The 25,574-nt window shown below is 71.4% G+C and carries 21 protein-coding genes; 9 read left to right on the top strand and 12 right to left on the bottom strand.

All coding sequences use genetic code 11. The features are described from left to right. Positions 1-132 precede the first annotated feature (132 nt). The 4 genes from N5079_RS24540 (at position 133) to N5079_RS24525 (ending at position 6,676) form a co-directional block, all read left to right on the top strand. Entirely contained in the window at positions 133-603 is a 471-nt protein-coding gene (locus N5079_RS24540; RefSeq protein WP_261586378.1) for a universal stress protein, read from the top strand. 82 nt (positions 604-685) lie between these two features. After that, positions 686-1,513 carry a universal stress protein gene (locus N5079_RS24535; RefSeq protein ID WP_261586377.1) on the top strand — a complete coding sequence of 276 codons (828 nt, stop codon included), beginning with the start codon at positions 686-688 and terminating at the stop codon, positions 1,511-1,513. Beyond that, complete coding sequence (locus tag N5079_RS24530; RefSeq protein WP_261586376.1) at positions 1,510-4,095, top strand: GNAT family N-acetyltransferase; 2,586 nt, start codon at positions 1,510-1,512, stop codon at positions 4,093-4,095. The genes N5079_RS24535 and N5079_RS24530 overlap by 4 nt, the downstream gene beginning before the upstream one ends. Positions 4,096-4,174: 79 nt before the next feature. Continuing rightward, positions 4,175-6,676, top strand: coding sequence for an ExeM/NucH family extracellular endonuclease (locus N5079_RS24525; RefSeq protein WP_261586375.1), 2,502 nt, complete (start codon positions 4,175-4,177; stop codon positions 6,674-6,676). 26 nt (positions 6,677-6,702) lie between these two features. Here N5079_RS24525 and ctaD read toward each other — a convergent pair whose 3' ends face one another. Next, entirely contained in the window at positions 6,703-8,385 is a 1,683-nt protein-coding gene (gene ctaD, locus N5079_RS24520) for a cytochrome c oxidase subunit I (protein ID WP_261586374.1), read from the bottom strand. A gap of 95 nt (positions 8,386-8,480) precedes the next feature. On the opposite strand from ctaD, the gene N5079_RS24515 reads away from it, so the two are divergent. Beyond that, a complete protein-coding gene (locus tag N5079_RS24515; RefSeq protein WP_261586373.1) occupies positions 8,481-8,846 on the top strand; it encodes a thioredoxin family protein in 366 nt (121 codons plus the stop codon). A 7-nt stretch (positions 8,847-8,853) separates the two neighbouring features. Here N5079_RS24515 and N5079_RS24510 read toward each other — a convergent pair whose 3' ends face one another. The 3 genes from N5079_RS24510 to N5079_RS24500 are packed head-to-tail and all read right to left on the bottom strand — an operon-like array spanning position 8,854 to position 12,264. Continuing rightward, positions 8,854-9,651, bottom strand: coding sequence for an SAM-dependent methyltransferase (locus tag N5079_RS24510; RefSeq protein ID WP_261586371.1), 798 nt, complete (start codon positions 9,649-9,651; stop codon positions 8,854-8,856). Between the two features lie 25 nt (positions 9,652-9,676). Beyond that, positions 9,677-11,011 carry a class II 3-deoxy-7-phosphoheptulonate synthase gene (locus N5079_RS24505; RefSeq protein ID WP_261586369.1) on the bottom strand — a complete coding sequence of 445 codons (1,335 nt, stop codon included), beginning with the start codon at positions 11,009-11,011 and terminating at the stop codon, positions 9,677-9,679. A gap of 50 nt (positions 11,012-11,061) precedes the next feature. Further along, positions 11,062-12,264, bottom strand: a complete 1,203-nt coding sequence (locus N5079_RS24500; RefSeq protein WP_261586368.1) for an FAD-dependent oxidoreductase — start codon at positions 12,262-12,264, stop codon at positions 11,062-11,064. Positions 12,265-12,423: 159 nt separating this feature from the next. Between N5079_RS24500 and N5079_RS24495 the strand changes: the two genes are divergently transcribed. Further along, a complete protein-coding gene (locus N5079_RS24495; RefSeq protein WP_261586367.1) occupies positions 12,424-12,555 on the top strand; it encodes a hypothetical protein in 132 nt (43 codons plus the stop codon). Here the strand turns inward: N5079_RS24495 and N5079_RS24490 are convergent. The 4 genes from N5079_RS24490 to N5079_RS24475 form a co-directional block, all read right to left on the bottom strand. Continuing rightward, positions 12,545-13,525 carry a phosphotransferase family protein gene (locus tag N5079_RS24490; RefSeq protein WP_261586366.1) on the bottom strand — a complete coding sequence of 327 codons (981 nt, stop codon included), beginning with the start codon at positions 13,523-13,525 and terminating at the stop codon, positions 12,545-12,547. The genes N5079_RS24495 and N5079_RS24490 overlap by 11 nt on opposite strands. Next, a complete protein-coding gene (locus N5079_RS24485; protein WP_261586365.1) occupies positions 13,518-14,408 on the bottom strand; it encodes an aldose 1-epimerase family protein in 891 nt (296 codons plus the stop codon). The genes N5079_RS24490 and N5079_RS24485 overlap by 8 nt, the downstream gene beginning before the upstream one ends. Positions 14,409-14,525: 117 nt before the next feature. Continuing rightward, positions 14,526-15,998, bottom strand: a complete 1,473-nt coding sequence (locus N5079_RS24480; RefSeq protein ID WP_261586364.1) for a sulfatase — start codon at positions 15,996-15,998, stop codon at positions 14,526-14,528. Positions 15,999-16,049: 51 nt separating this feature from the next. Further along, on the bottom strand, positions 16,050-16,877 hold the full coding sequence (locus tag N5079_RS24475) for an aldo/keto reductase (RefSeq protein WP_261586363.1): 828 nt from the start codon (positions 16,875-16,877) through the stop codon (positions 16,050-16,052). 98 nt (positions 16,878-16,975) lie between these two features. On the opposite strand from N5079_RS24475, the gene N5079_RS24470 reads away from it, so the two are divergent. Further along, on the top strand, positions 16,976-17,953 hold the full coding sequence (locus N5079_RS24470) for a hypothetical protein (RefSeq protein WP_261586362.1): 978 nt from the start codon (positions 16,976-16,978) through the stop codon (positions 17,951-17,953). A 5-nt stretch (positions 17,954-17,958) separates the two neighbouring features. Beyond that, positions 17,959-19,173 (top strand): DUF6716 putative glycosyltransferase, encoded by a 1,215-nt coding sequence (locus tag N5079_RS24465; protein WP_261586421.1) that lies wholly within the window; start codon positions 17,959-17,961, stop codon positions 19,171-19,173. 21 nt (positions 19,174-19,194) lie between these two features. Here N5079_RS24465 and N5079_RS24460 read toward each other — a convergent pair whose 3' ends face one another. The 4 genes from N5079_RS24460 to N5079_RS24445 form a co-directional block, all read right to left on the bottom strand. After that, positions 19,195-19,962: a pirin family protein gene (locus N5079_RS24460; protein ID WP_261586361.1), complete on the bottom strand. Its 768-nt coding sequence runs from the start codon at positions 19,960-19,962 to the stop codon at positions 19,195-19,197. A 93-nt stretch (positions 19,963-20,055) separates the two neighbouring features. Beyond that, positions 20,056-21,372: an alpha-2,8-polysialyltransferase family protein gene (locus N5079_RS24455; RefSeq protein WP_261586360.1), complete on the bottom strand. Its 1,317-nt coding sequence runs from the start codon at positions 21,370-21,372 to the stop codon at positions 20,056-20,058. Beyond that, positions 21,365-22,321, bottom strand: coding sequence for a glycosyltransferase family 2 protein (locus N5079_RS24450; protein WP_261586359.1), 957 nt, complete (start codon positions 22,319-22,321; stop codon positions 21,365-21,367). Before N5079_RS24450 ends, N5079_RS24455 begins: the two co-directional genes overlap by 8 nt. Before the next feature lie 15 nt (positions 22,322-22,336). Continuing rightward, positions 22,337-24,436 (bottom strand): N-acetylneuraminate synthase family protein, encoded by a 2,100-nt coding sequence (locus N5079_RS24445; RefSeq protein ID WP_261586358.1) that lies wholly within the window; start codon positions 24,434-24,436, stop codon positions 22,337-22,339. A gap of 174 nt (positions 24,437-24,610) precedes the next feature. Here N5079_RS24445 and N5079_RS24440 point away from each other — a divergent pair, with 174 nt between their 5' ends. After that, entirely contained in the window at positions 24,611-25,573 is a 963-nt protein-coding gene (locus N5079_RS24440; RefSeq protein WP_261586357.1) for an alpha/beta hydrolase, read from the top strand. Position 25,574 lies beyond the last annotated feature (1 nt).

Here is a 25,574-nt window from a genome sequence, read left to right as displayed (position 1 = left end):
CCCCCACGGTGAGAGGGGCGGGCGGTCGCATGGGAACACCGAGGCGAGAGGGTCCGGTCTTTTTAACGTTTCGCCCCAGCAACACCGTATTAATCCGGGTAGGCGAGACTTGTAGCGGAGAGCGAGGCGGACGTGGACCAGGCGAAGATCGTGGTGGGAATCAACGGCTCGGCGGCTTCGGCCGCCGCACTGCGGTGGGCCGCGGCGGAGGGCGTCCTCCGAGACGCGCGCGTCGAGGCGGTGTACGCCTGGGAGTGGTCGGGCGGTTTACACGCCCCCTACGCGCCGCTGTCGAACCGGACCTCGCGCGAGGACGAGCGCCGCGCCGCCTCCGACATGGCCGAGCAGGCCGTCCGGGAGCTCGGGGAGCCGCATGTCACCCCCGTCGTCGTCGAGGGGACGCCCGTCCAGGTGCTCCTCCGCGCGACCGCCGGCGCGGACCTGCTGGTCCTCGGGGCGCATGAGGCCGTCGCCCAGCCGTATCCCGCGATCAACCCGGTGGTGGCGTCCTGCCTGCTCAGGGCGCACTGCCCGGTCGTCGTCGTGCTGCCCGGCGTGACGCACGGGCGTTCGGCCGGGATGCTCGCCGGCACCCGCGCGTAAACCCTCACGGGGGGCCGGAGGTCATCCCCGTTCGGGACCTTCCTCCCTGCCGCGCCGCCGGACACGGCCGGACCATGAAGGCATGGACCCGATGACCGCGACCGGCGGCGTCGTCGTCGGATACGACGGCTCCGACTTCGCCATGCAGGCTCTGGACTGGGCGATGGACGAGGCCGAGCTCCGCGGAACGCCGCTCACCGTCTGCCACGCCTGGCGTTCGCCGTACGGCGAGGCCGACGAGGAGGCCCGCAAATCGCTGCACCACGCCGCCGAGCACGTGCTGTGGCACGGGGCCGAGTGTGCCCGTCAGTGCACCAGCGGCGTGCGGGTGCGCGAGGACCTGTTCGAGGGCCCCGCCGCCGAACGGCTGGTGGAGCTGTCGCGGGGCGCCGACCTCGTCGTGGTGGGCTCGCGCGGGCTGGGCGGCCTCGCCAGGACCCTGACCGGGTCGGTGGCCGGGCACGTCGCCGGGCACGCCGCCTGCCCCGTCATCGTCGTCAGGGGAGCGGGCTCGCTGCCGCACCCGGAGCATCCCGGCCCGATCGTGGCGGCAGTGAGCGGGGACGACGGCGACGTCCTGGCCTTCGCCTACCGCGAGGCCGAGCTTCGGTGCCTGCCGCTGCTGGCCGTGCACGCCTGGCGCTACCCGGTGGGTGCGTGGAGCAGCGGCATGGCCCCCATGGTCATGTCCGACGTCCCCGGCAAGGAGGCCGTCGAACTGCTGGAGCGCGCCGTCGAGCCGTGGCGCGGCCGGTACCCGGACGTGGAGACCCGGCTCCAGTGCGTCGAGGGGCCGGTCCGCGAGGTCCTCCTCGGCGCCGCCGCGAGCGCCACCCTGCTCGTCCTCGGCGCCGCGAAGTCCTCCACAGTGAACCACGCCCCCTGCCCGGTAGCGGTCGTCCGGTCATGACCGCTCCGGTCTACGCACTGCTGGCCGACGGCGCCACGGTCGAGATCCGGCAGGCGCGGCCCGGCGACGCCCCGGCGATTCGCGCGATGCACGCGCGGATGTCGCCCGGCAACCTCTACCTGCGCTTCTTCAGCGACGATCGCGACCTCGCGGCAGACGTGGCCGACGTGCTGTGCCGTACGGACCCGGGCCACGGCGCGCTGCTGGCGCTCCTCCGGGACGAGGTGGTGGGGATCGCCAGCTACGACGTCATGGGCGACGGCGTCGCGGAGATTTCCTTCGCCGTGCCCGACCACATGCAAGGCCGCGGGATCGGAACCCTCCTGATGGAGCACCTGGGCTCCCTCGCGGTCTCACGGGGCGTCCACACGTTCACCGCCGACACGCTGGCGTGGAACCACGCCGTGTCGAGGGTGCTCAGCGACACCGCGCTTCCGCTGCGGACCCGTTCCGGCGGCGAGGTCGTGGAGATCACGATGCCGCTCGCCATGGACGACCGGTACTTCGAGATCATCGCCGAGCGGGAACGCCGCGCCATCGTCGCCAGCCTGTCGTCCCTGTTCCGGCCGCGCTCCGTGGCGGTCGTCGGGGCGAGCGAGTCACCCGGCTCCATCGGCGACGCGGTGCTCGGCAACGCATCCGGCTTCGGCGGGCGGCTCTACGGCGTCGGCCCGGGCCTCGCCGGCCTCCCGGAGCCGCCGGACCTGGCCGTGATCACGGTCGCGGCCCCGGAGGTCCGCCAGGCGGCCGAGAACTGCGGCAGGTGCGGAGCCCAGTCGCTCGTGGTCACCGCCCGGCTCGACCAGGAGGCGGGGGCCGACCTACTGCGGATCTGCCGCAGGTACGGCATGCGCCTGGTCGGCCCCGGCAGCCTGGGCATCGCCACGGAAGGCCTCAACGCGACCTTCGCCGCCACGCCGCTCCTGCCGGGGGTGGCCGGAGTGGCGGTCCAGTGGGGCGGCGTCGGCATCGCGCTCCTGGAACACCTGGCGCGGACCGGCATCGGGGTCTCCTCGTTCGCCGCACTGGGCGACAAATGTGACGTGAGCGGCAGTGACATGCTCATGTGGTGGCGGTCGGACGAGCGGACCCGGCTGGCGATCCTCCAACTCGAGTCCTACGGGGACCCGCGCCGGTTCGTCCGCACGGCGAGGGCCGCGGCCCGGGCCATGCCGGTCCTCACCATGCTGGCCGTGCCATCGCCGGCTCCCTCCCCGGCCGCCTCCCCGGCCGCACCCGAGGTCAGCCAGACGGCCCTGTTCCACCAGGCGGGGATCGTCGCCACCGATACCATGGGAGAGCTGGTCGAGGCGGCCGCCTTCCTCGCCACCCGGCCGGTGCCGAGAGGGCGGCGGGTCGCCGTGCTGTCCAGCGCCCGCGGTGCCGGGGCGCTGGCCGCCCGCGCCTGCGCGGAGGGCGGCCTCGAGATCCCGCCGCTCAGTGAGGGGCTCCGCCGCGAGCTGAAGCACCTGCTTCCCGTGGACGCGGACTGCGGCAACCCGGTCGACACCACCCCTGCGGTCGGTCCGGCGACGATGCGGGAGTGCGTCGCCCGCGTCGCCCGTTCGGGTGAGGCCGACGCCGTCATCGCCATCGCGGTGCCCACGGCGCTCGGCGACCCGACCGAGGGCCTGTTCGGCCTCCCGGCGTCCCTCCCGCTGGCGGTGGTCCTGCTCGGCCAGGCCGGCAACGTGACCGTACGGCGGGGCGTGCCGATCTTCGGCTACCCCGAGAGCGCCGCCGGCGCCATCGCCCACGCGTCCCGGTACGGCGCGTGGCTGGCCCGGCCCCCCGGAGTCGTCCCCGAGTTCGCGGCGGACCGGGAGGCGGCGACGGACATCGTCAGCCACTTCCTCGAACGCCACCCCGCCGGCGGCCGGCTCGACCCGGCGGAGGCGTTCCACCTGATGGAGGCCTACGACGTCCCCGTCACCCCATGGCGCTGGGCCACGACGGCCGACGAGGCGGCCCGCGCGGCGCGAGAGCTCGGCGGCCACGTCGCCGTCAAGGCCCACATCGCCGCCGAAGCCCACGTCGCCGCCCAAGCCCACGTCGGGAACGGGGACGTCGAGAGCATGCCGGGGGCCGTCGAGCGCGGCCTGTGGGGTGAGGAGGAGGTGCGGGCGGCGTGCGGGCGGCTGGCCGTACGCTTCGGAGGCCGGACGCGCGGCATGCTCGTCCAGGCCATGGCCGAGCCCGGCGTCGAGACCAGGGCGAGCGTCGCCGAGCAGCCGGTCTTCGGGCCGCTGGTCCTCTTCGGCCTCGCCGGGATGGCCGCCGACGTCCTCGGAGACAGGGCCGCCAGGCTCACGCCCGTCACGGACGTGGACGCCGACGAGATGATCCGATCGCTGCGCGGCTCCCGGCTGCTGCTCGGTGGACAGGGACGGCCCGCCGTCGACACGGTCGCGCTGGCCGGGCTGCTGATGCGGCTGTCCCTCCTCGCCGAAGACCTCCCCGAGGTCGCGGAGCTCGATCTCGACCCGGTGGTCGCCCGCCCGGACGGCGTCGAGGCCCTCGACGTTCGCATCCGGCTCGCTCCCGCGCAACGGCAGCACCCATACGTACGCCGCCTCCGCTGATTGTTAGATATATACGATTTCATTCTTTAGTCACGCATAAGACCAGAGATCAGGGTGGCATGCGCCTAAAGTCCGGGTCATGCCTTTTTTACTCCGTGCTTATGAACACGCACATCGGAGGTCGGCCCGCGCGGTGGCGGCGATCGTGACCGTCGGTCTCGTGGCCGCCGGAGTCACGGCCCTCTCGCTGGCCCCTGCGTCGGCCGCACCCGGCACCGTGGTGATCAGCCAGGTGTACGGCGGGGGCGGCAACGCCGGCGCGCCGCTGACCAACGACTACGTCGAACTGTTCAACCGGAGCGCCACCACCGTGTCCCTGGACGGTTGGTCGCTGCAGTACGCCAGCGCCACCGGCACGGGGCCGTTCTCCAGCAACAAGGTCGACCTGGCGGGCTCGCTGGCCCCCGGGCAGTATCACCTCGTCCAACTCGCGGCGGGCACGACCCCCAGCGGCTCCCTGCCGCCGGCCGACACGACCGGCAACCTGAACCTCAGCGGCACCGCCGGCAAGGTCGCCCTGGTCCACTCGGCCACCGGGCTCGCCTGCAACGGCGGCTCCACCCCCTGCACTCCCGAGCAGCAGGCCCAGATCGCCGACCTCGTCGGGTACGGCTCGGCCAACTACTTCGAGGGCGCCGCGGCCCCCGCGCTGAGCAACACCACCGCCGGGTTCCGGGCGAACGGCGGCTGCGCCGACACCGACGACAACGCCGCGGACTTCCAGACCGGCGTCCCCGCGCCGCGCAACACCGCGACGGCCCTCGCCCCCTGCGACGGCCCCAGCCCTTCGCCGTCGGAGTCCCCGAGCCCGTCCGACACGCCGAGCCCGTCGGACTCCCCGAGCCCGTCGGACTCCCCGAGCCCGTCGGACTCCCCGAGCCCGACCGCTCCCGTCTCGCCGAGCCCCAACCCGTCGGACCCCGTTCCGCCCACCCCCACATCAACTCCCACGCCGACCCCGACGGCGGCGTGCGACGTGCCGGCGAACCGGCAAATCGCGGAGGTTCAGGGCAGTGGGGACGCCTCGCCGCTCGCCGGGCAGACGGTCCGGGTCGAGGGCGTGGTGACCGGTGACTTCCAGGAGACCACCCAGCTCAGCGGCTTCTTCTTCCAGGACCCCACGCCGGACGCCGACCCGGCCACCTCGGACGGCCTGTTCGCCTTCGCCAGGTCCTCGTTCAAGGACGTCAAGGTCGGCGACCGGGTGCTCGTCACGGGCAAGGTGACCGAGTTCAACGGACTCACCGAGCTCTCCCCGGTCACCGCCCTCGACGTGTGCGGCACCGGGACGATCGCGCCGCAGAAGTACAGCCTGCCCAGGCCGGAGGGGGCCACCTTCGAGCCGTCGGAGAGCGTGCTCGTCACCTTCCCCGAGCCGCTGACGGTGTCGGAGCACTACAACCTCGGCAGGTTCGGCGAGGTGACGGTCTCCTCCGAAGGACGGCTGTTCCAGCCGACGGACCGGACCGGCGTGGACCCCGCGCTGAACGCCCGCCGGTCGCTGCTCATCGACGACGGGTCGAACACGCAGAACCCGGCCACGGTCCCCTACACATCGCCCCGGGTGGTCCGCGCGGGCGACACCGCGCTGGGGATCACCGGCGTGCTGAGCTACGGGTTCGGGACGTACCGCCTGGAGCCGACCAAGACGATCGACTTCCTCCGGACGAACCCGAGGCTGCCCGCGCCGCTGCCGGTCTTCGGCGACGTGCGGGTGGCGAGCCTCAACACGCTGAACTGGTTCACCACGCTGGGCTCGCGCGGCGCGAACACCGCCGAGGAGCAGCAGCGCCAGCTCGCCAAGCTGGTCGCCACGCTGAAAGGCCTCAACGCCGACGCCGTCGGCCTCATGGAAGTCGAGAACAACGGCCAGACCGCGGTGAACGCGCTGGTGGACGCGCTGAACGCACAGCTGGGCGCGGGCACCTACGCCGCGCTGACGCATCCCTTCCCGGGAACGGACGCCATTCACGTGGCGGCGATCTACAAGCCGGCGACGCTGCGGCCCGTCGGGGCCACGCGATCGTCGACCGACCCGGTGTTCCGGCGGCCTCCGCTGATCCAGAGCTTCCGGCGGGTGCAGGGCGGCCAGACGTTCACGATGATCGTGAACCACTTCAAGTCGAAGGGATGTGACGGCGCCACGGGGCCGGACCTGGACCAGAACGACGGCCAGAGCTGCTTCAACGCCGAGCGGATCCGCCAGGCGCAGGCCGTGCTCGGCCTGATCCACAGCATGAACCTGACCAACCCGCTGGTCCTGGGCGACCTCAACGCGTACGGCGAGGAGGACCCGATCCACACCCTGGAGGGCGGCGGCCTCACCAGCGTCTCGAAGAGGTTCATCCCGGCGTTCACCCGGTACAGCTACCTCTTCGACGGGCTGTCCGGCGAGCTCGACCACATGCTGGCAGGCGGCTCGCTCCTCAAGCGCGTCACCGGGGCGACCATCTGGCACGTGAACGCCGACGAGTCGCGGATCCTCGACTACAACACCGAGTTCAACCCGCCGGGCCTGTACGCGCCCGACGCGTTCCGCTCGTCCGACCACGACCCGCTCCTAATCGGGCTCAACCTGTAACACCCGGTAACTCACCACGTAGGGGGTCAGTCCGCCGTCGGGTCCAGGGCGTCACGCTTCCCGGTGGCGGTCTCACCCGGTTTCCCGCCGAGCCGCGGGTAGCGCAGGTCGAAGGCCGGGCGCTCGGAGCGGATCGGCGGGATGTAGGTGAAGTTGTGGCGCGGGGGCGGGCACGAGGTGGCCCATTCCAGGGAGTTGCCGAAGCCCCACGGGTCGTTCTCGGTGACCCGTTCCCCGCGCCGTGCCGTACGCCAGACGTTGTAGAGGAAGGGGAGGTTGGACAGGCCCAGCAGGAACGCGCCCGCGCTGGAAATCTCGTTCAGGCCCGTGAAGCCGTCGAAGGGGGAGTAGTCCCCGTAGCGGCGTGGCATGCCCTCGACGCCCAGCCAGTGCTGCACCAGGAACGTCATCTGGAAGCCGATGAAGACCATCCAGAAGTGGATCTTGCCGAGCCGGTCGTCGAGCATCTTCCCGGTGAACTTGGGCCACCAGAAGTAGAACCCGCCGAACATCGCGAACACGACGGTGCCGAAGAGCACGTAGTGGAAGTGGGCGACCACGAAGTAGCTGTCGGTCACGTGGAAGTCCAGCGGCGGCGACGCGAGGATCACCCCAGTGAGGCCGCCGAGCAGGAACGTCACGAGGAACCCCACCGAGAACAGCATGGGCGACTCGAACGTGAGATGGCCGCGCCACATCGTGCCGGTCCAGTTGAAGAACTTCACCCCGGTCGGCACCGCGATCAGGAACGTCATGAGCGAGAAGAACGGCAGGAGCACCTGGCCGGTGGCGAACATGTGGTGGGCCCACACGGTCACCGACAGCGCCGTGATCGCGATGGTCGCGCCGACCATGCCCACGTAGCCGAACAGCGGCTTGCGGCTGAAGACCGGGATGATCTCGGTCACGATGCCGAAGAACGGCAGCGCGACGATGTAGACCTCCGGGTGGCCGAAGAACCAGAACAGGTGCTGCCAGATCAGTGGGCCGCCGGACGCGGGGTCGAAGACGTGCGCGCCAAGTTTCCGGTCGGCCTCAAGGACGAGCAGCGCGGCGGCGAGCACCGGGAACGCGAGCAGCACGAGAATCGACGTGAAGAACACGTTCCACGTGAAGATCGGCATCCGGAACATGTGCATGCCGGGGGCGCGCATCGCGATGATCGTGGTGATGAAGTTGACCGCGCCGAGGATCGTGCCCACCCCGGCCAGCGCCAGCCCCATGGCCCACATGTCGGCGCCGAGTTGAGGGGTGTAGGTCGAGTGGTTCAGCGGGGCGTAGGCCGTCCAGCCGAAGGCGGGCGCACCGCCCGCGAAGATCCCGCCGAGCACCATGAACCCGCCGAACAGGAACAGCCAGAAGCTGACCATGTTCAGCCGGGGGAACGCCACGTCTGGGGCGCCGATCTGCAGTGGCATGATCTCGTTGGCGAACCCGGCGAACAGCGGGGTCGCGAACAGCAGCAGCATGATCGTGCCGTGCATCGTGAAAAGCTGGTTGTAGGTCTGGAGGTCCACGAACTGCATGCCCGGGGCGGTCAGCTCGGCGCGGATGACCATCGCGGCCGCGCCGCCGACCAGGAAGAAGAAGAACGAGGCGATCAGGTACATGTGCCCGATCACCTTGTGGTCGGTGCTCGACAGCCAGGACGCGAGCACGCTGCCCTTCCGGTTCCGCACCGGTGTGGGGCGAACGGCCTGTGTGGTCATCCGGTGCTCCCTTCGCCAGGAGGATCACCAGGAATGGAATGCTGGATCTGTGTGGGTGGTTATGCCCGCTGAAGGCCGGACGAAAGGAGTCGCCCGTGGCGACCATCGAGGTAACCGAGAAGAACTTCAACGAGATCGCCGACAAGGGCATCGTACTGCTCGACTTCTGGGCGTCCTGGTGCGGCCCCTGCCGCAGTTTCGCACCCATCTTCGAGAAGGCGTCGGAGCAGAACGGCGACATCACCTTCGGCAAGATCGACACTGAGGCTCAGCCGGCCCTGTCCGAGGGGTTCGAGATCACCGCGATCCCCACGATCATGGCGATCCGGGACGGGATCGTGGTGTTCGCCCAGCCCGGAGCCCTCCCCGCGCCGGCGCTCGACGACCTGATCAGCCAGCTCCGCGCCCTCGACATGGACGCGATCCGCGCCGAGATCGCGGAGGAGGCGAAGCAGAGCTAGGCGAGCCCTAGAGCTTGCGGCCGACGCCGCCGTAGCCGACCGACGCCGTCCGCGAGAACCTCGGCTGGCCGGCGTCGGGCCGCCAGTCCTCCGGATAGACCAGGCCCGGCTCCAGCAACTCGTATCCGTCGAAGAACCGCTCTATCTCGGCGTGCGTGCGCAGCGCGAGAGACGCGGTCGCCCGGTTGTAGACCTCCAGCGCGTCGGGCGTCAGGTCGGGCCTGGCGTCCCGCGCGTGGGAGATCGCCAGGTAGCTCCCCGGCGCGCTCGCGTCCCGCAGCCGCCCCACGATCTCGTACGGCTTGGCCCCGTCCGGGATGAAGTGGAGGATGGCGAACAGCAGGAACGCCACGGGCCGGTCGAGGTCCACCAGCCCGTCCAGCGCCGGAAAGAGCACGTCGGGCTCCCGGAAGTCGGCCTGCAGGACCGACACGTTCTCCCCGCGGCCGAGGATCGCCCGCGCGTGCGTCACCACCACCGGGTCGTAGTCAACGTAGACCACGTGCGTGTCGGGCGCCGCCCGGTGGGCGACCTCATGCACGTTGCCCTGGGTCGGCAGGCCGGAGCCGATGTCCACGATCTGCCGGATCCCCTCCTTCACCAGGAAGTCCACGGCCCTCGCCAGGAACGCCCGGTTCTCCAAGGCGGACAGCCGCGTGTCCGGGAAGACCTTGAGGATCCGCTGGGCGGCTTCCCTGTCCGCGGCGAAGTTGTCCTTGCCGCCCAGGTAGTAGTCGTACATGCGGGCGACGTTCGGCGTGGTGGGGTCCACGCCCTCGGGGGCGGGCCGGGGATCCGTCATCATGCTTCTCTTCTGTTGTGGGAGAGGGTCAGCTCGACCGGTACAGCTCGGCGACCCGGAAGGCCAGGTCGAGGGACTGCCCGCGGTTGAGCCGGGGGTCGCAGGCCGTCTCGTAACGCAGCGCCAGGTCCTCCTCGGCGAGCCCGTGCCCGCCGCCGACGCACTCGGTCACGTCGTCGCCGGTGAACTCGATGTGGACGCCGCCGGGGTGGGTGCCCAGCGCGTGGTGGACCTCGAAGAAGCCCGCGACCTCGTCGAGGACGTCGTCGAGCCGGCGGGTCTTGTGGCCGCTTGGCGCCTCGAACGTGTTGCCGTGCATGGGGTCGCAGATCCACGCCACGTTGGCGCCGCTGGCCCTGACCTTCTCGACCAGCGTGGGGAGCGCGTCGCGGACCTTGCCCGCGCCCATGCGGCTGATGAAGGTGAGCCGCCCCGGCTCGTTGTCGGGGTTGAGCTTGTCGATCAGCGCGACCGCCTCTTCGGGCGTGGTCGTCGGGCCGAGCTTCACGCCGATCGGGTTGCGGATCCGGCTGAAGAACTCCACGTGGGCGCCGTCGAGCTGCCGGGTGCGCTCGCCGATCCACACCATGTGCCCCGACACGTCGTACGGCAGGCCGGTCCGGGAGTCGATCCTGGTGAGCGCCCGGTCGTAGTCGAGGATGAGCGCCTCGTGCGAGGAGTAGAACTCGACGGTGTGGAACTCCTCGGGCTCCGCCCCGCAGGCCCGCATGAACGCGAGGGCCTGGTCGATCTCCCGGGCGAGCTGCTCGTAGCGGCGCCCGGCGGGCGACTCGGCCACGAAGTCCTGGTTCCAGGCGTGCACCTGCCGCAGGTCGGCGTAGCCGCCCTTGGTGAAGGCCCGCGCGAGGTTGAGCGTGACGGCCGACGAGTGGTAGGCCCGCAGCAGCCGGCCCGGATCCGGGCGGCGCGCCTCGGCGGTGAAGTCGAAGCCGTTCACCATGTCGCCGCGGTAGGCCGGCAGCTCGACGCCGTCTCTGACCTCGGTGTTCTTCGACCGCGGCTTGGCGAACTGCCCGGCGAGGCGGCCGATCTTGACGACCGGGACGCGGCCCGCGTAGGTGAGCACGATCGCCATCTGCAGCAGCGTCTTGAGCTTGTTGCGGACGTTGTCGGCCGTGGCGGCGGCGAAGGTCTCCGCGCAGTCACCGCCCTGCAGCACGAACGCCTCACCCCTGGCGACGGACGCGAGCCGGTCCTTCAGCTGGTCGCACTCGCCCGCGAACACCAGCGGAGGAAGGCCCTCCAGCTCGGCGACGACCTTGTCCAGCTCGCCGCGGTCGGGCCACTCGGGCTGCTGGGCCGCGGGCAGGTCACGCCAGGTATCAAGGTTGAAAGTGCTCACGACAGACTAGGTTATTGCACCGTCCCCGCCGTGACCCCCATGACGTCCAACTAGTGAGATCCTTTTTGAGTCAGCCGCACGTGCTCCGGAAGGACCCCGAGCCCGACGAAGCGGCGCGCCAGCGGGCCGATGACCGGGAGGCGGGCCACCGGCGGCACCCTGAGCGGCCTGGCGTCCAGGGCCGGGCGGATCAGGCGGTCCTGCACCATCCTCTGGGCGGCCTGAGTGATCACGGTCGGGACCATCCGTCGGTGCTCCACCTTGGCCAGCAGGGCCTCCGGAGCCTCGCCCCGCAACAGGGCCGGTCCCACGATGTTGGCCGTGGCCACGGCGTCCTGCACGGCGAGGTTGATCCCGACGCCGAAGACGGGCGACATGGCGTGCGCGGCGTCCCCGATCAGCAGCAACCCCGGCAGGTGCCAGCGGCTCAGCCGGTTCAGGGCCACCTGGAGCACGCTCACGTCGCCGAAGTCGCGGATCCGGCCGACCCGGTTCTCGAGGAACGGCAGCAGCCGGGCGACGGTGGAGCGCAGCGTGCCGATCCCCTCGGACCTGAGGTGGTCGAAGCCGCCCTTGGGGATCACGTAGGCGAGCTGCCAGTACGTCTCCCTGTTGATCGCCACCATCAGGTGGCCGGAGGACGCCCGGAGGAACGGCTGCCCGGGGTCCCCCTCCTGGCGCGGCAGGCGGAACCACACCACGTCCATCGGCGCGCCGTACTCCTTGGGCACGAGCCCCGCCGCCCGCCGGACGTCCGAGCCGCGCCCGTCGGCGGCCACGGTGAGCGTGGCGCGGATCTCGTGCTCGCCGCCCGGCTCGTCGCGGTAGCGGACGCCCCGGACGGCCCCGTCCTCCCGGATGAGATCGATGACCTGGGCGTTCATGAGGAGCCGGAAGTTGGAGTGCTCCGCCGCCTTGGCGGTGATCAGGTTGAGGAAGTCCCACTGCGGGACGAAGGCGATGTAGCGGTATTTGGCGTGGAGCCGGGTCAGGTCGGCGATCGGCACCCGCCCGTCATCGGTCTCCATCGCCATGCCGTACGCCTTGTGGTGCGGCAGCCGGTGGAACTCCGCGGCAAGCCCGAGCTCGTCGAGCACCTGGAGCGTCGAGGGATGGATCGTGTCCCCGCGGAAGTCGCGCAGGAAGTCGGCGTGCTTCTCCAGAAGTGTCACATCCACGCCGGCGCGGGCCAGGAGCAGTCCGAGCATCGCTCCCGCGGGCCCGCCGCCCGCGATGACGCATGTGGTCTCCATAACTCACCACCCCAACAGCCGTAATTCAACAGCCACTGAAATCATCTCACGGGGATGGGCCTACCCGGGAGGGCCTCCAGGAGATACGTTGGTGGTCGGTCCGCCGTCTTTCAGGGGGTTCGCGTGAGTTCAGGCATCTCGACCCGTGCTGTGACGCGCATGGGTGCGGCGGTCATGGTCACGACGCTCGTGGCCTCGCTCACGGTCGGCGTCCCGGCGGCCGTCGCCGCGACGGGAGACTCCGAGCCCCACACGGGCAACGGCTGCGGCTCCCTCGTGCTCAACGCCTGAGGACGTCGAGGCTCCGGGCCAGAGACTGGGTGGCCAGGTCGCGGATGCGGGCGTAGGACTCCTCGGGATACTGCCGGGGGCCGTTCTCCACCAGCAGGATCAGGTAGAGGTAGACCTGGTAGAGCGCGATCCGGATTTCCGCGGCCCCGGTGAGCCGGATCGTGCCGCCCGCCGCCCGGTAGCCCACCAGCAGTGGGTCGTCGTCCCGGACCTCCCCGAAGATCGTCGGAGTGATGAACTCGGCCAGCGGGTCGCCCCAGAACGCCCGCTCGTGGTCGATCAGCGCCTGGATGCGGTTGTCCTCCGTCAGGAACACGTTGCCCGGCCACACGTCGAAGTGGATCAGCGACGGCGTGACGACCTCGTCGAGCGCGGCGGCGTTGGCGTGGACGAGACCGGCGATCTCGACGAGCGACACGGGCAGCGGTGTCCCGTAGTGGACGGCGTCTTCCAGCATGGCCCCCGTCATGGCGAGGAACGCCTCCCGCCAGGTCCGGCCGGTCAGGCCGGCGTACGGGTAGCCGAAGACGCCCGTGCCGGGTATCGAGTGCAGCCGGGCCAGGTGACGGCCGACCTCGAACCGCAGCGCGGCCTCCTCGGCGGGGTCCAGCGAGGCCCGGTTCCACGGCACGCCGTCGAGCGCCGACAGGATCAGGTAGTCGCCGCCGAGCCGCGGGTCGTCGAAGGCCGCGTGCAGCAGGGACGGCAGCGGCAGCCCGAGCGGGGCGGCGAGGCTGTAGACCATGGCCTCGGTCCGCAGCAGGTTGCGCTCGTAGGTGAGCAGCCGCAGGTCCGGCGGCGGGCCCACTTTGAGCACGACCCGGCGACCGTCCGCGAGGCCGAGCAGCCACACGGCGTTGGCGAAGCCGTCGGCCAGTTCCTCCGAGGACACGACCCCGGCGCCCAGGGCGTCGAGGGCGAGCGCGTCCAGCTGGGCGGGGGAGAGCCGCCTCTTGGTTCTGCTATCCACGGATGGTCCAGGTCGCTCGGTGGGTGTCGCCCGGCTTGAGGACGACCAGGTCGATGCCCGAGTTGAACGCGTCGGGCGGGCACGTCATCGGCTCCACCGCCAGCCCTCGGTGGGCGAGCCCCGTGCCGGTGCAGATCTGGACCCAGGGCATCGCCGCCGCGTCCCAGAGCACCTCCACCTCGCCGTCCGGGCCGCGGAGCCGTATGCGCCCGGTGGTGAGCCCGGTGAAGGCGTTGTCGATCGCGGTGTCCCCGATCACGCGCGGGCTCCGGAAGTCGTACGGCGTCGCCGCCACGTCCTCGACGGCTCGGGGGGCCAGTGACTCGTCGGTGAGGAGCACGCGCGACGCGGGCAGGTCGAGCTCGTAGTCCCGCACGTCGGCCCCGGCCAGCAGCCACGGGTGGGAGCCGCAGCCGTACGGCGCGGCAGTCTCGCCGATGTTCGTGGCGGTCAGCGTCGTCGTCAGCCCCTCGGCCGACAGCGCGTACCGCACCTCCAGCGCGATCCGGAACGGGTATCCAGGGGCCGGCTCGACCGTGTGGGTCAGCCGTACGAAACCGTGCTCGTCCTCCGCGGAGAGGAACTCCGCGCACGTCCACGGGCGGTCGGCGGCCAGGCCGTGCAGCGCGTGCCCACGCTCGGGCTCGTTGACGGTCAGGCCGTGCCGCGCGCCTCCGAAGGTGTAGGCCCCGCCGGCGACCCGGTTCGGCCAGGGGGCGAGCAGGGTGCCGCTGTAGTAGGGGATGGGCTCGTCCTCGCCCCACGCCGTCACCAGATCCCGGTCGCCGTGGCGCAGGGACCGTAACGCCCCGCCACGCTCGCTGATCACGGCGTGGTATCCGCCACCGAGAAGTGTGTAGCCGGGCAGGGGGGTCATCTCCATACTCACGATCTTGACAGCTCAGGCCGAGGCGCGCGTCACCAGGTGGGTCCCAAGGCGGCCGCCGCCCGGAAGGGACGGCGGCCGCGAGGTCTGACCGCTCACTTCACTGCTCGCTGCTCACTGTTTGGGGGCGCCGCCGGGCGGCCCCCGGGCCATGCGGGCCCTCAGCCACAGCTGGGCGGCGTCGGCGATCCGGCAGCTCCCGCCACTGCACTCGTGCAGTACGGCCAGGCGCGCGGACAGCGTGCCGACGAGGACCGGGTCGGCGGTCGCGGCGATGTTGCGCAGCTCGCCGGGGTCCGCGTACAGGTCGTAGAGCTGCCGCTCACCCGTCTCGTACTCCACGTAGCTGTACCGGTCGGTGCGCAGCGCGTTATAGGTCGGGGGGCAGTCCGGGGAGTAGGCCGCGTGGACGAACTCCACGAGCAGGGCGTCGCGCCACGGCACCTCCCGCCCCTGGAGGAGCGGGACGAGCGAGCGGCCCTCGGTGAAATCCGGCGTGGCGGCCCCGCCCAGCTCGGCGAACGTGGGGGAGAGGTCCACGGTGGAGGCGAGGCGGTCGATCGTGCTGCCTGGGGCGATGCCGGGCCCTCTCACCACCATCGGGACGCGGATGTCCTCCTCGAACGGGGTCGTCTTGCCCGGGAGCAGCCGGTGCTGGCCGAGATGGAAGCCGTTGTCGGAGGTGAAGAAGATGTAGGTGTCGTCGAGCCGCCCCGCGCGGGCGAGCGACGAGACAAGGGCGCCGACCATGTCGTCCACGCCGAGCATGGCGCGCATCCGGTTCTGGTGGACGCGGTCGATCCGCTTCACGTCCCTCGCCGACAGGTGCGGCCTGTCCCGCAGCCAGAGCGGCTCGGCGGACATGTCCTCCTGGTCGAACGAGGGCGTCCGCGGCGCGGGCTCCCCGCTGAACGCCGCGTCGTGGCGCGGAGCGTGGTGGGCCGGCAGGTGGGGCGCCACGGGCGCGAGGTAGAGGAAGAAGGGGTCGTTCTCCGCGACGAACCGGTCAGCCTTGCCGCTGAGGACGTCCTCCAGGTAGTCGCCCGGGGCGTCGCCGTACTGGAAGACCGTCCCGTTCTCGTTGAGCGCGTAGCCGTACTCCTGGTAGAGCCGGGTGACCGGCACCGCCCACTCGTCCCACCCGGGCGGAATGTAGGACCGGGGCGCGCCGGACGGGTACTGGTTCAGGTACTTGCCGAACAGTGCGGTGCGGTAGCCGGCGTCGTGCATCCACGTCCCGACGGTGGATGACTCCATAGAACGAAATTTCGGGAAACCCCCGGTCGGGGACCGGTTGCTCTCCACCTGGTGGCTGTGGACGTACTGCGAGCGGAGGAGCGACGACCGGGACGGGCAGCACCACGGGTTGGTGACGAAGAAGTGCGAGAACGACGCGCCCTGCCGGACCAGCAGGTTGTAGATGTTCGGAAATCTCTGGAGATCGGTGGTGTCGAGGTCGTCCGTCAGGATCAGCACGATGTTCGGACGGTGAGGGGCCGCGGGCTCCCCGCGGGCGGCTCCGGCCAGCGTGGCGACCAGCACCAGCATGACGGCGAGCCAGGAACACCATCCTCTGAACAGGGGCACGGCCTAAAGCATTGCCGTGCCCCTGTCAGCGGAAACGCGTAACCGCCAGGGTTAACCCATCCAGTCGAAGACCGCCGGATCCGGGCCGAGCCGCCGGCCGTTGCCGAGCGCGTCGACGGCCGCCATGTCGGCGGCGCTCAGCTCGAAGTCGAAGACGTCGATGTTCTCGGCGATCCGGGACGGTGTCACCGACTTCGGGATGACGACGTTCCCGATCTGGAGGTGCCAGCGCAGCACCACCTGGGCCGGGCTCTTGCCGTACTTCGCGGCGATGTCGGCGAGCTCGGGCAGATCCAGCAGCCCCCGGCCCTGCCCGAGCGGGCTCCACGCCTCGGTGACGATGCCGTGCTCGGCGTGGAAGGCGCGCAGCTCCCGCTGCGGGAACTGCGGGTGCAGCTCGACCTGGTTGAGCGCGGGCACCACGCCGGTCTCGTCGAACAGCCGCCGCAGCGTCTCGATCGTGAAGTTCGACACGCCGATGGCCCGGACCCGCCCGTCGGCGTAGAGCTTCTCCAGGGCCTTCCACGCCTCGGCGTACCTGCCGCGAGACGGGACCGGCCAGTGGATCAGGTAGAGGTCCAGCACGTCGAGGCCGAGCCGCTCCATGCTCGCGTCGAACGCGCGCAGCGCCTTGTCGTACTCGTGCTCGTCGTTCCACAGCTTCGTGGTGACGAAGAACTCGTCGCGGGGGATCCCGGAGACCCGCAGGGCGCGGCCGACGCCCTCCTCGTTGTAGTAGAGCTTCGCGGTGTCGATGCTCCGGTAGCCGGCCTCCAGCGCCGTGGCGACGGCCTTCTCGGCCTCGTCGTCGGGGATCTGCCAGACGCCGAAGCCGAGCTGCGGCATGACGACGCCGTTGTTCAAAGTGATGGTGTCCATGCCCCCATGCTGCCCCAACGCGGGATGGTGATCCCTTCGGGGTCTGTTCACCGCGTGTTCCCGCTCGTGTCTTCTTCACGGGATATCGTGAGCGCGTCGTGAACGGGTCTTTACGGAACGTAGGACCGGCCGTCGCCTGGGTCGAGTCCCCTCTGCAGCTTCTGTGCGTCGTCGAGGCGCACCACGCCGGGCTCCTCGGGAGCACCACGCGCGTGGTGCCGCGCGCCGGGCTGCCCGCGCTGAGGCTGACGCGCCGCGAGCTCAAGCGGCTGGGTCTTCCCGAGGGCCTGGAGTTCGACGAACCGGCGGGCCGCATGCCGAGGCCGAGCCGCACGTGGGTGGTGGGCGACGCCTTCTCCGGCCGGGTCCAGCTCGCGCTGGTCACCTCGATTCCGGGCCGCACGGTCCTGGTCGACGACGGCCTCGCCACGATCCGCCTGCTCGAACTGGTCACCGCGCGCCGGCCGCTGCTGCGGGCGCGGGGGAAGGCCGGCCTCGGCCGCACGGTGCTCGCGACCGCCGCCGGGATCCGCCTGCGGAGCAGGAACCTGACCGTCTTCACCGCGCTTCCCGTGCCGGAGGAGCTCGGCCAGGCCGTGCGGGACACGGGGGCCGAGCTGGTGGGGCACGACTTCGCCTGGCTGCGGTCGAAGCCGGCCGACCGGCCGCCGGACGAGCGCACGGTCGTCCTCGGCACCTCACTCGTCCGCAACGGGCTGATCCACCGCGATCGCTACCTCCACTGGCTGGAGCGCATCGAGGAGCCGGTGGCCTACTACCCCCACCGCCGTGAGGACCCGCGTGACCTCGACCGGGTGCGGCGGATCTCCGGCCTCACCGTCTACGACGCGGGCATCCCCGCCGAGATGACCCTGCGGGACCTGCGCCCCGGCCAGCGCGTGCTCAGCCTGCCGTCCACCGCCGTGACGTCGCTGCGCGTGCTGCTGTCCGCCCGGGGCGTCTCCGTGGACACCGTGGACGTCCCCGACGACTGGTGGACCGCCTCGGCCGGTCCGTCCCTGCGCTCGCATCTCCAGCTCTTCGCTCATGAAACCCCGCGAAAGGTTGCTCCTTGACCCGCGTGCTCGCCGTCGCCGACTCCGACTCGTATCTGAAGTGGGCCGCGGGCCTTCTGAACGCGCTCCCCGCGTCGTGGATCACGGAGCTGACCGTGGTCCGCACGCCGATCACGCCGTCGGACGGCCAGATCGAGGCGGCCGTGAGCGGGACCCGGAGCGCGCCCGCGCCGGTCCTGTCCGCGCGCCGGCTCCGCAGGTCGGCGGAGCGGTTCCGGCCCGACGTGGTGCTGCTCGCCTGCACCGGCCCGGTCGTCGACGCGCTCGCCGCGGAGATCCTTTCCGACCTGCGGCCCCGCCCGGTGTTCGTGTCGGGGCTGCCCGGCATCTCCGTGCCCGCCACCGAGAAGGCGTGGCTCTACCGCAGCGGCTGCGACCTGTTCGTCGTGCACAGCGGCCGGGAGGTGGCGGAGTTCTCCGCCATCGGCCGCGAGCTGGGGGGTGGCGGCGGGGTCGCGCTGGCCCGCCTGCCGTACCTCGACCTGAGCGCCCCCGCGCCCCAGGGGGGACCCGCTCGGCGCGACCGGGTGGTCTTCGCCACCCAGGCGAAGGTGCCGCGCCGCCGGGAGGAGCGGGAAGAGGTCCTGCTCGCGCTCGCCGCGCTGGCCGTGGCCCGGCCGGACCTCGACGTCGTCGTCAAGCTCAGGGCCCGCGAATCCGAGCGGCAGACGCACAACGAGCGGCACCACTACGAGACGCTCTGGACGGAGATGGCCGAGGAGGGCCGCCTCCCCCAAGACGTCCCCCGGGATGCGGTGAGCTTCGCCGCCGGGGCGATGCACGAGCATCTCACCCACGCCGCCGGGTTCGTCACGGTCAGCTCGACCGCCGCGCTGGAGGCGATCGCGCGGCGGGTGCCGCTGCTCGTGCTGTCCGACTTCGGGGTCAGCGCCGAGATGATCAACCTCGTCTTCGAGGGCAGCGGCTGCCTCGGCACGATGGAGGACCTGGCCAAGGCCGGCTTCCGCATGCCCACTGAGGAGTGGTGCCGGGCCAACTACTTCCACGACGCCTCGGCGAGCGACTGGATCGCCCGGATCTCCGCGCTGGTGGAGGACGCCCGGGCGGGACGGCACGTGCCCGCGAGGTCCGTCCTGGACGGGCCCGAGCACGCCACCGCCCGCCGCCGCGCCCGGCTCCGCCTGGAGGTCCCGCCCAAGGTGCTGAGGTACGGCTATCGCGCCAAGCGCCGCATGCGCCGATACCTCAAGACCTTCTGAGCCATCAAGACATTCTGAGTTTCAAGACATTCTGATCGTGGCGTGCATCTCCCAGACCAGGATCTCGGAGGGCTCGGTCGCGGTCACCCGCTGACCGCCCGTCGCGGTGAAGCGCACGGCGTCGCCCTCGGCGAGCGGCCCCGCTCCTTCCAGCGCGACGCCGCCGCGCGCCACGAACAGGTGCAGATAGGGGGCGTCGGGCAGCTCGGCTGTCTCACCCGGCTGCAGCCGCGCCACATGCAGGGCGGCGAAGCGGTTCTTGATCCGGATCGCCGAGTCGTGACCCGGCATGCCCGAGGCGACCGGAACCAGGCGACCGCCGAGCAACTCGCCGTCGATCTCCAGCTGCTCGTAGCCGGGGTCGATGCCCGCCTCGTCGGGGACCACCCACATCTGCACGAAGCGGACAGGCTGGGTGTGCTCGTCACCGCCGCGCAGGCGCCAGGAGTCGTTCTTCTCGGAGTGCAGGATCCCCGTGCCCGCGCTCATCCGCTGCGCCAGGCCGGGATAGATCACGCCGGAGTGGCCCTCGGAGTCCTGGTGGACCAGCGAGCCCCGCAGGACCCAGGTGACGATCTCCATGTCCGCGTGGGGATGGGTGTCGAAGCCGGTGCCGGGCTTGACGATGTCGTCGTTGTTCACCAGCAGCACGCCGTGGTGGGTGTTGCCGGGGTCATGGTGCCCGCCGAACGAGAAGGAGTGCCGGGAGTCCAGCCAGGAGATCGTGGTGCGGTCCCGCTCGCCGGCGCGCCGGATGTCGACGCCTGGGACGAGGGTCGGTGTGGTCATCTCGCGCCTCCAGTCAGAAGTTAGTTGAAAGCTGAACCATCTGACGGGCGGCTGTGTTCCCCTGACGGTTCTCCTCAGCGCGAAAGGTCCTCCTCAGCGCGAGAGAAGGCGGCGCAGCCGCGAGGCGGGGCGGAGCTGCCGCTGGTCGGAGGCGAGCTCCAGCGCCGCCAGGCGGCGGCCCTTGAAGTAGCGCGCCGCGCCGTTTGCCTCCAGATAGCGCGTCGCCGCCTCCCGCAGGCCCGGGTAGGCCGCGCTCTGCATGCAGTAGCCCACGGCGCTCACCAGGGCGCTCAGGTCAGCGGGGGGCGGCTCGGTGATCGAGCCGTCCGCTTCCAGCCGGGGGAGGCCGGCGTCGGCGATCGTCGCCGGGATCCGGTTGCTGTTCTCGTACGGTGAGAGCCGTTCGAGAACGGTTTCGCCGCCCATCGTCGCGACCGGGATGCCGAAGAAGCGCCGCGCGGTCACCAGCGCCGTGGAGAAGCACCCGACGACCAGCTCGGGGCGGTTCACGGCGAAGCAGACCTCGGCCGGGGTGGTCTCCCTCGCCACCACCAGCTCGACGCCCAGCTCGCCGGCCACGGGCCGCAGCTCCCGGGCGTGCCGCCGCCCCGCCGCGGGGTGCGGCTTGAAAAGCACCGTCCGGTGCCCGCGCGCCGCCAGCGCCCGGAGCATCCGCTCGTGCAGCCCGGCCTCCTCCTGCGGGGTGAGGATGCCGAGCGAGGAGAGGTACTGCCCCAGGATGACGGCCTGCGCCCGCGGCACGCTGTCGCCGACCGAGACCTGGCGCACGACGGTCGTGAAGGACGAGCCGGACAGGGCCTCGGCCGGCACGCCGTACTCGGAGAGAAGCAGAGGGGCGAGGCCCGGCACGAGATCGAGGTGGAGCAGGCGGGTGATCCGCCCGCTGATCTCGTGGGGGAGCGGGTCGCGGGTGGGGCCGTAGCTCATGAGGCCGTCGGAGTAGACGGTGATCGGGGTCTCCTTGAGCAGCCCGGCGATCGTCCGCGTCGGGGGCACCGGGATCGACTCCAGGACCAGCTCGCCGACCTCCCCGAACCGCTCCCCGAGCAGGCGGCCGAGCATCGGCGTCTCGATCGCGCGGGCCTTCCAGTCGGACGGGTGCAGCGGCGCGATCAGCTCGTTCCAGGACATGACCTGGTCGAACCTGCCGCGCAGGGCCGCGAAGCCGGGGGCCTCGTCGAGCGGCGGCGTGATCTCGGGGATGGCGGCGTTGTTGGACACCAGGAGGACGCGGCGGCCCCGCTTCGCCGGTGTGGAGCTCGCCGGTGTGGAGCTCGCCGGTGTGGAGCTCGCCGGTGTGGGGCCGAACCGCCCCTCGTCGATGGCCGCGGCGAGTGTCATGGCGCCGAAGAACGTCGACGCGTAGAACAGCCGTGATCTGTCAGGCACGGATCCCTCCCGGGACGTACGGCTCCAGCAGGGCCCGGCGATCGCCCTCGGGCTCCATGCCGCCGAGCGCGCCGGTCAGGATCTCCGCGGGCAGCCGCCCCAGCGTCGCGGCGGCCCGCTCGTCGAAGCGGGCCCGAAGCGCGGGCGTGAACCTGCCGGCCAGCTCGGCATGGTGGGCGAGGAGTGCGCACAGGTTGCGGGCGGCCTTCGGCAGGAACTCCGGCTCCACCTCGTCCAGGATCAGGTCGTAGGCGTCGAAGAAGTGGAGCTGCCGCTCGTCCCCGATCTGGGTGAGCGAGGCCGGGACGCCGCGCCGGTAGAACAGCCCGGCGAGCGACACCACCGCGAACGACCGGGCCCGCCGGTGGAGCCGCCAGATCCACGGGCGGTCCTCGGCGGTGTGCAGCCCGCTCGGGAACGTGAGGAGGTCGCCCAGCTCCCGGCGGTAGATCCCGGCCCAGGCGTAGGGGTAGTCGACCATCGTCTTGTAGCCGGCCGGCATGATGCCGTCGCGCGGGTCCAGCACGACGCCGCGCCTCGGCTCGGGCGCCCGGTGGGTCTCCCGCTTGCGGCCCTCCACCTGGACGTGGTCCACGCGGACGAAGTCGCAGCCGAGCCCGTCGATCGCCGCGACCAGCCGCGCCAGATAGCCCGGCGCGAACCAGTCGTCTCCGTCGAGGAACGTGACGTACCGGCCCGAGGCCAGCTTGAGGCCCATGTTGCGGGCGTCCGCCAGCCCGACGGGGACCGCGTTGCGGGCGACCGCCAGCTCCGGCAGGTCATGCCGGAAGTCCTCGATCACCGCCGGCGTGGCGTCCACCGACCCGTCGTCCACGACGACGACCTCGAACTCGAAGTCGCGCGGCCTGTTGCGGACCAGCGAGGCCAGTGCGTCGCCCAGGTACGGCTCGCCGTCCCGGACCGGCACGATCACCGAAAGTGTGACCATGATCCCTCCGCGAGGTCAGGCGGTGACCCGGCGCAGGCGGGCCCGGGGGGCCTCCTCGCCGGGGAAGACGCGCTTGACGCCGTCACCGAGGGCGGTCTCGATGATCCGGATGTCCCGGACGAGGTGCTCCAGCCCGCTGGGCTCCAGGGACGCGGCGTGGTCGGAGCCCCACATCGTGCGGTCCAGCGTGATGTGCCGCTCCACGGTCACCGCGCCGAGCGTCACCGCCGCGAGCGAGATCTGCAGGCCGCGCTCGTGCCCGGAGTAGCCGACCGGCACGCCGTACCGCTCCTGGAGGGTGACGATCGTGCGGAGGTTGGCCTCCTCCGGCGGCAGCGGGTAGGTCGAGGTGGCGTGCATCAGCACCAGCTTGGAGGTGCCGAGGATCTCCACCGCCTTGTCGATCTCCTCTAGGGTCGACATGCCGGTGGACAGGATGATCGGCTTGCCGGTTGCCGCGAGGGCCCCCAGCAGCTCGTGGTCGGTCACCGAGGCGGAGGCCACCTTGTGGGTGATCACCTCCATCTCCTCCAGGAACTCGACGGAGGGCACGTCCCACGGGGAGGCGAACCAGTCGATGCCGCGCTCCGCGCAGTACTTGGCGATCGCGGTGTACTCGTCCAGGCCGAACTCAGTCCGGATCTTGTACTCCATGTAGGTCATCTCGCCCCACGGCGTCTGCCGGATCTGGCCGCGCTGCTCCAGCGGCACGCAGATCTCCGGGGTCCGCTTCTGGAACTTGACGGCCTGGCAGCCCGCGTCGGCCGCCACGTCGATCAGCCTGCGGGCGATGTCGATGTCGCCGTTGTGGTTGATGCCGATCTCACCGATCATGTAGACCGGCTGCCCGGCTCCGACCAGCGAGTCGCCGATCCGCACCGGCGCCGGGCTCGCCGCCACCGGCCTGGCGGTGACGGACGCGGCCGTGATCTGAGTGCCGATCGGGGTGCTGATCGGGGTGCTGATCGGAGTGGTGTCGCTCACCGCCGGGCGGGCGGCGAGCACCCGGTCGGACAGCTCCCGTACGGCTCCCGCCCCGCCGGGGGTCGAGAGCACGACGCGGGCGGCGGCCCGGACGCGGGGGTGCGCGTCCGGCACGGCCACCGGCCAGCCCACCAGGGCCATGCAGGCCAGGTCGTTGACGTCGTTGCCGACGTAGGCCACCCGCTCGGGGTCGAGGCCCTCGCCCGCCAGCCAGTCGCGCAGGGCCGTGTGCTTGGCGCCGAGCCCCTGGATCACCGGCACGCCCAGCTTGGCGGCGCGGGCGGCGACCACGGGGTTCCGCTCCGTGGACAGCACGAGCACCTTGACGCCGGACCGCTTGAGGAGGGCGACGCCCATGCCGTCCGACCGGCTGACCGCGACGATCTCCCGGCCGTCGGAGTCGACGAACGCCCGGTCGTCGGTGTGCACGCCGTCGAAGTCGGTGACCACGGCGTCCACGTCGATCGGGAGCGGCTCGTCCACGATCGGGGCGAGGGCGCGGACGATCTCCAGGTCCTCCGGGGTGTCGATCTCGACCGCGTGCCGGGCGGGGACGGGCTGCACGGCGACCTTGCCGAAGAAGCGATGCCCGTGCTCGCGCAGGCCGGCCGTACGCATGACGTAGAACGCGCCGGTCTCGCGGAAGTGGGGCTCGCGGTCCTGGCGGCGGGGCCGGGTCGCGGGGTCGTGGTTGACGCCGTCGCCGTCGCCCGTCCAGACGAACTCGTAGGTCTCCGTGCCGGAGAACACCGAGTCGGCCTCGCCCGCGAGAACCTTCGCGACGGCCGCGTCGAGGTCCTCGGGGTCGATGAAGGCGCTGGTGCACTGCACGAGGACGACGACCTCCGGGTCCTCGTCCAGGCTTCCCAGGGTGTGCAGGACGGCCGACTCGCTGGAGGCGGTGGCGCCGCTCAGGTCCGCCGGGCGGTCCACGACCCGGGCGCCCGCCTCGGCGGCGACCTCGGCGATCCGGGGGTGGTCGGTGCTGACGACGACCTCGTCGACCAGCGCGGCGCGCAGAGACGCCGAGACGGCTCGCGCGACGAGCGGGGTGCCTCCCACCTTCTCCAGGTTCTTCAGGGGGACGCCCACCGAACCTCCGCGGGCGGGGACAACGGCCAGCACTCGCACGAGTGACTCCTTCTACCTGCGACATCAGCGCCCAACGGGCGGGGGTGTCCCGAAACTAGCCAGAGGGATGTCGCCTTGGGGGTGACTCAGTTGAACGCCCATGGGCGCCCCTCTTAACTTTGGGTGTCGCCAGCAGTCGTCAGCACGGTCCTCCCCGCCGTCAGGAGACATGAGATGCGCCGATTCGTCGCCATTACCGCGGTTTTGGGGTCGGTGCTGGTCATCGCGCTGTCAGCGTGTGGCGAGACCCCGGCCGGGCACGTTGTGACGACTCCGAGTGCCACCCCGGACACGAGGACGGGCGCGCGCCTGGCCGATGTGGAGGCGGTGAATGAACGCGTGGACCGGCTCTCGATCCAGTCGCCCGCGCTCGGCCGCGAGGGCTCGGTCTGGGTGCTGAAGCCGCCGGGCTGGAGAGAGGGCTCGACCGGCTGGCCTGTGCTGTATTTGCTGCACGGCTGCTGTGTGAGCAGGGGAGACGCCTGGCTGGTGTACGGCGACGCCGAGCGGATCACGGCCGGGCTCAGGGCCGTCGTGGTCGTCCCCGAAGGCGGCGCGATGAGCTGGTACTCCGACTGGCTGAACGGCCCGGCCTGGGAGACCTTCCACATGACGGAGGTCCGGCGGATCGTGGAGAGCCGATACGGCGTGGGAGGCCGGCGGGCGATCGCGGGTCTGTCCATGGGCGGCCTCGGCGCTCTCGCGTACGCCGCCAGGCACCCCGGCGTCTTCCAGGCGGCCGCGTCGTTCTCGGGCGTGATCGACACGGGCTACGATCCGGGCGGGCTGGAGGGTCTGATGCGCTCCTACGGCGTGGATCCCGGCGACGTGTGGGGGAGGGCCGCGGACCGGCCGGACGTGTGGAGGGCGCACAACCCCGCAGACCTGGTGAAGCGGCTCAAGGGCGTCCGCGTCTACCTGTCATGCGGAAACGGTGAGCCGGGTCCGTTCGACACCCCGGGCGGCCCGGCCGACACAGGTGAGCGCGCGATCCTGGAGCGCAACCGCCGCTTCGCCGCCGCCGCCCGGGCCGCGGGCGTGCCCGTGACCACGGACTTCTACGGCCCCGGCACGCACGACTGGCCCTACTGGAGTCGCGAGCTCGCGAAGGCCCTGCCCACGCTGGTGCCCGCCTGAC

Origin of the sequence: Planotetraspora sp. A-T 1434 (genome assembly GCF_025420585.1) — a bacterium.
In the GTDB taxonomy this organism is placed as follows: Bacteria; Actinomycetota; Actinomycetes; order Streptosporangiales; family Streptosporangiaceae; genus JAOEGB01.
The sequence above is the reverse complement of the archived record's forward strand: the minus strand, read 5'-3'. Positions and strand labels throughout refer to the sequence as shown.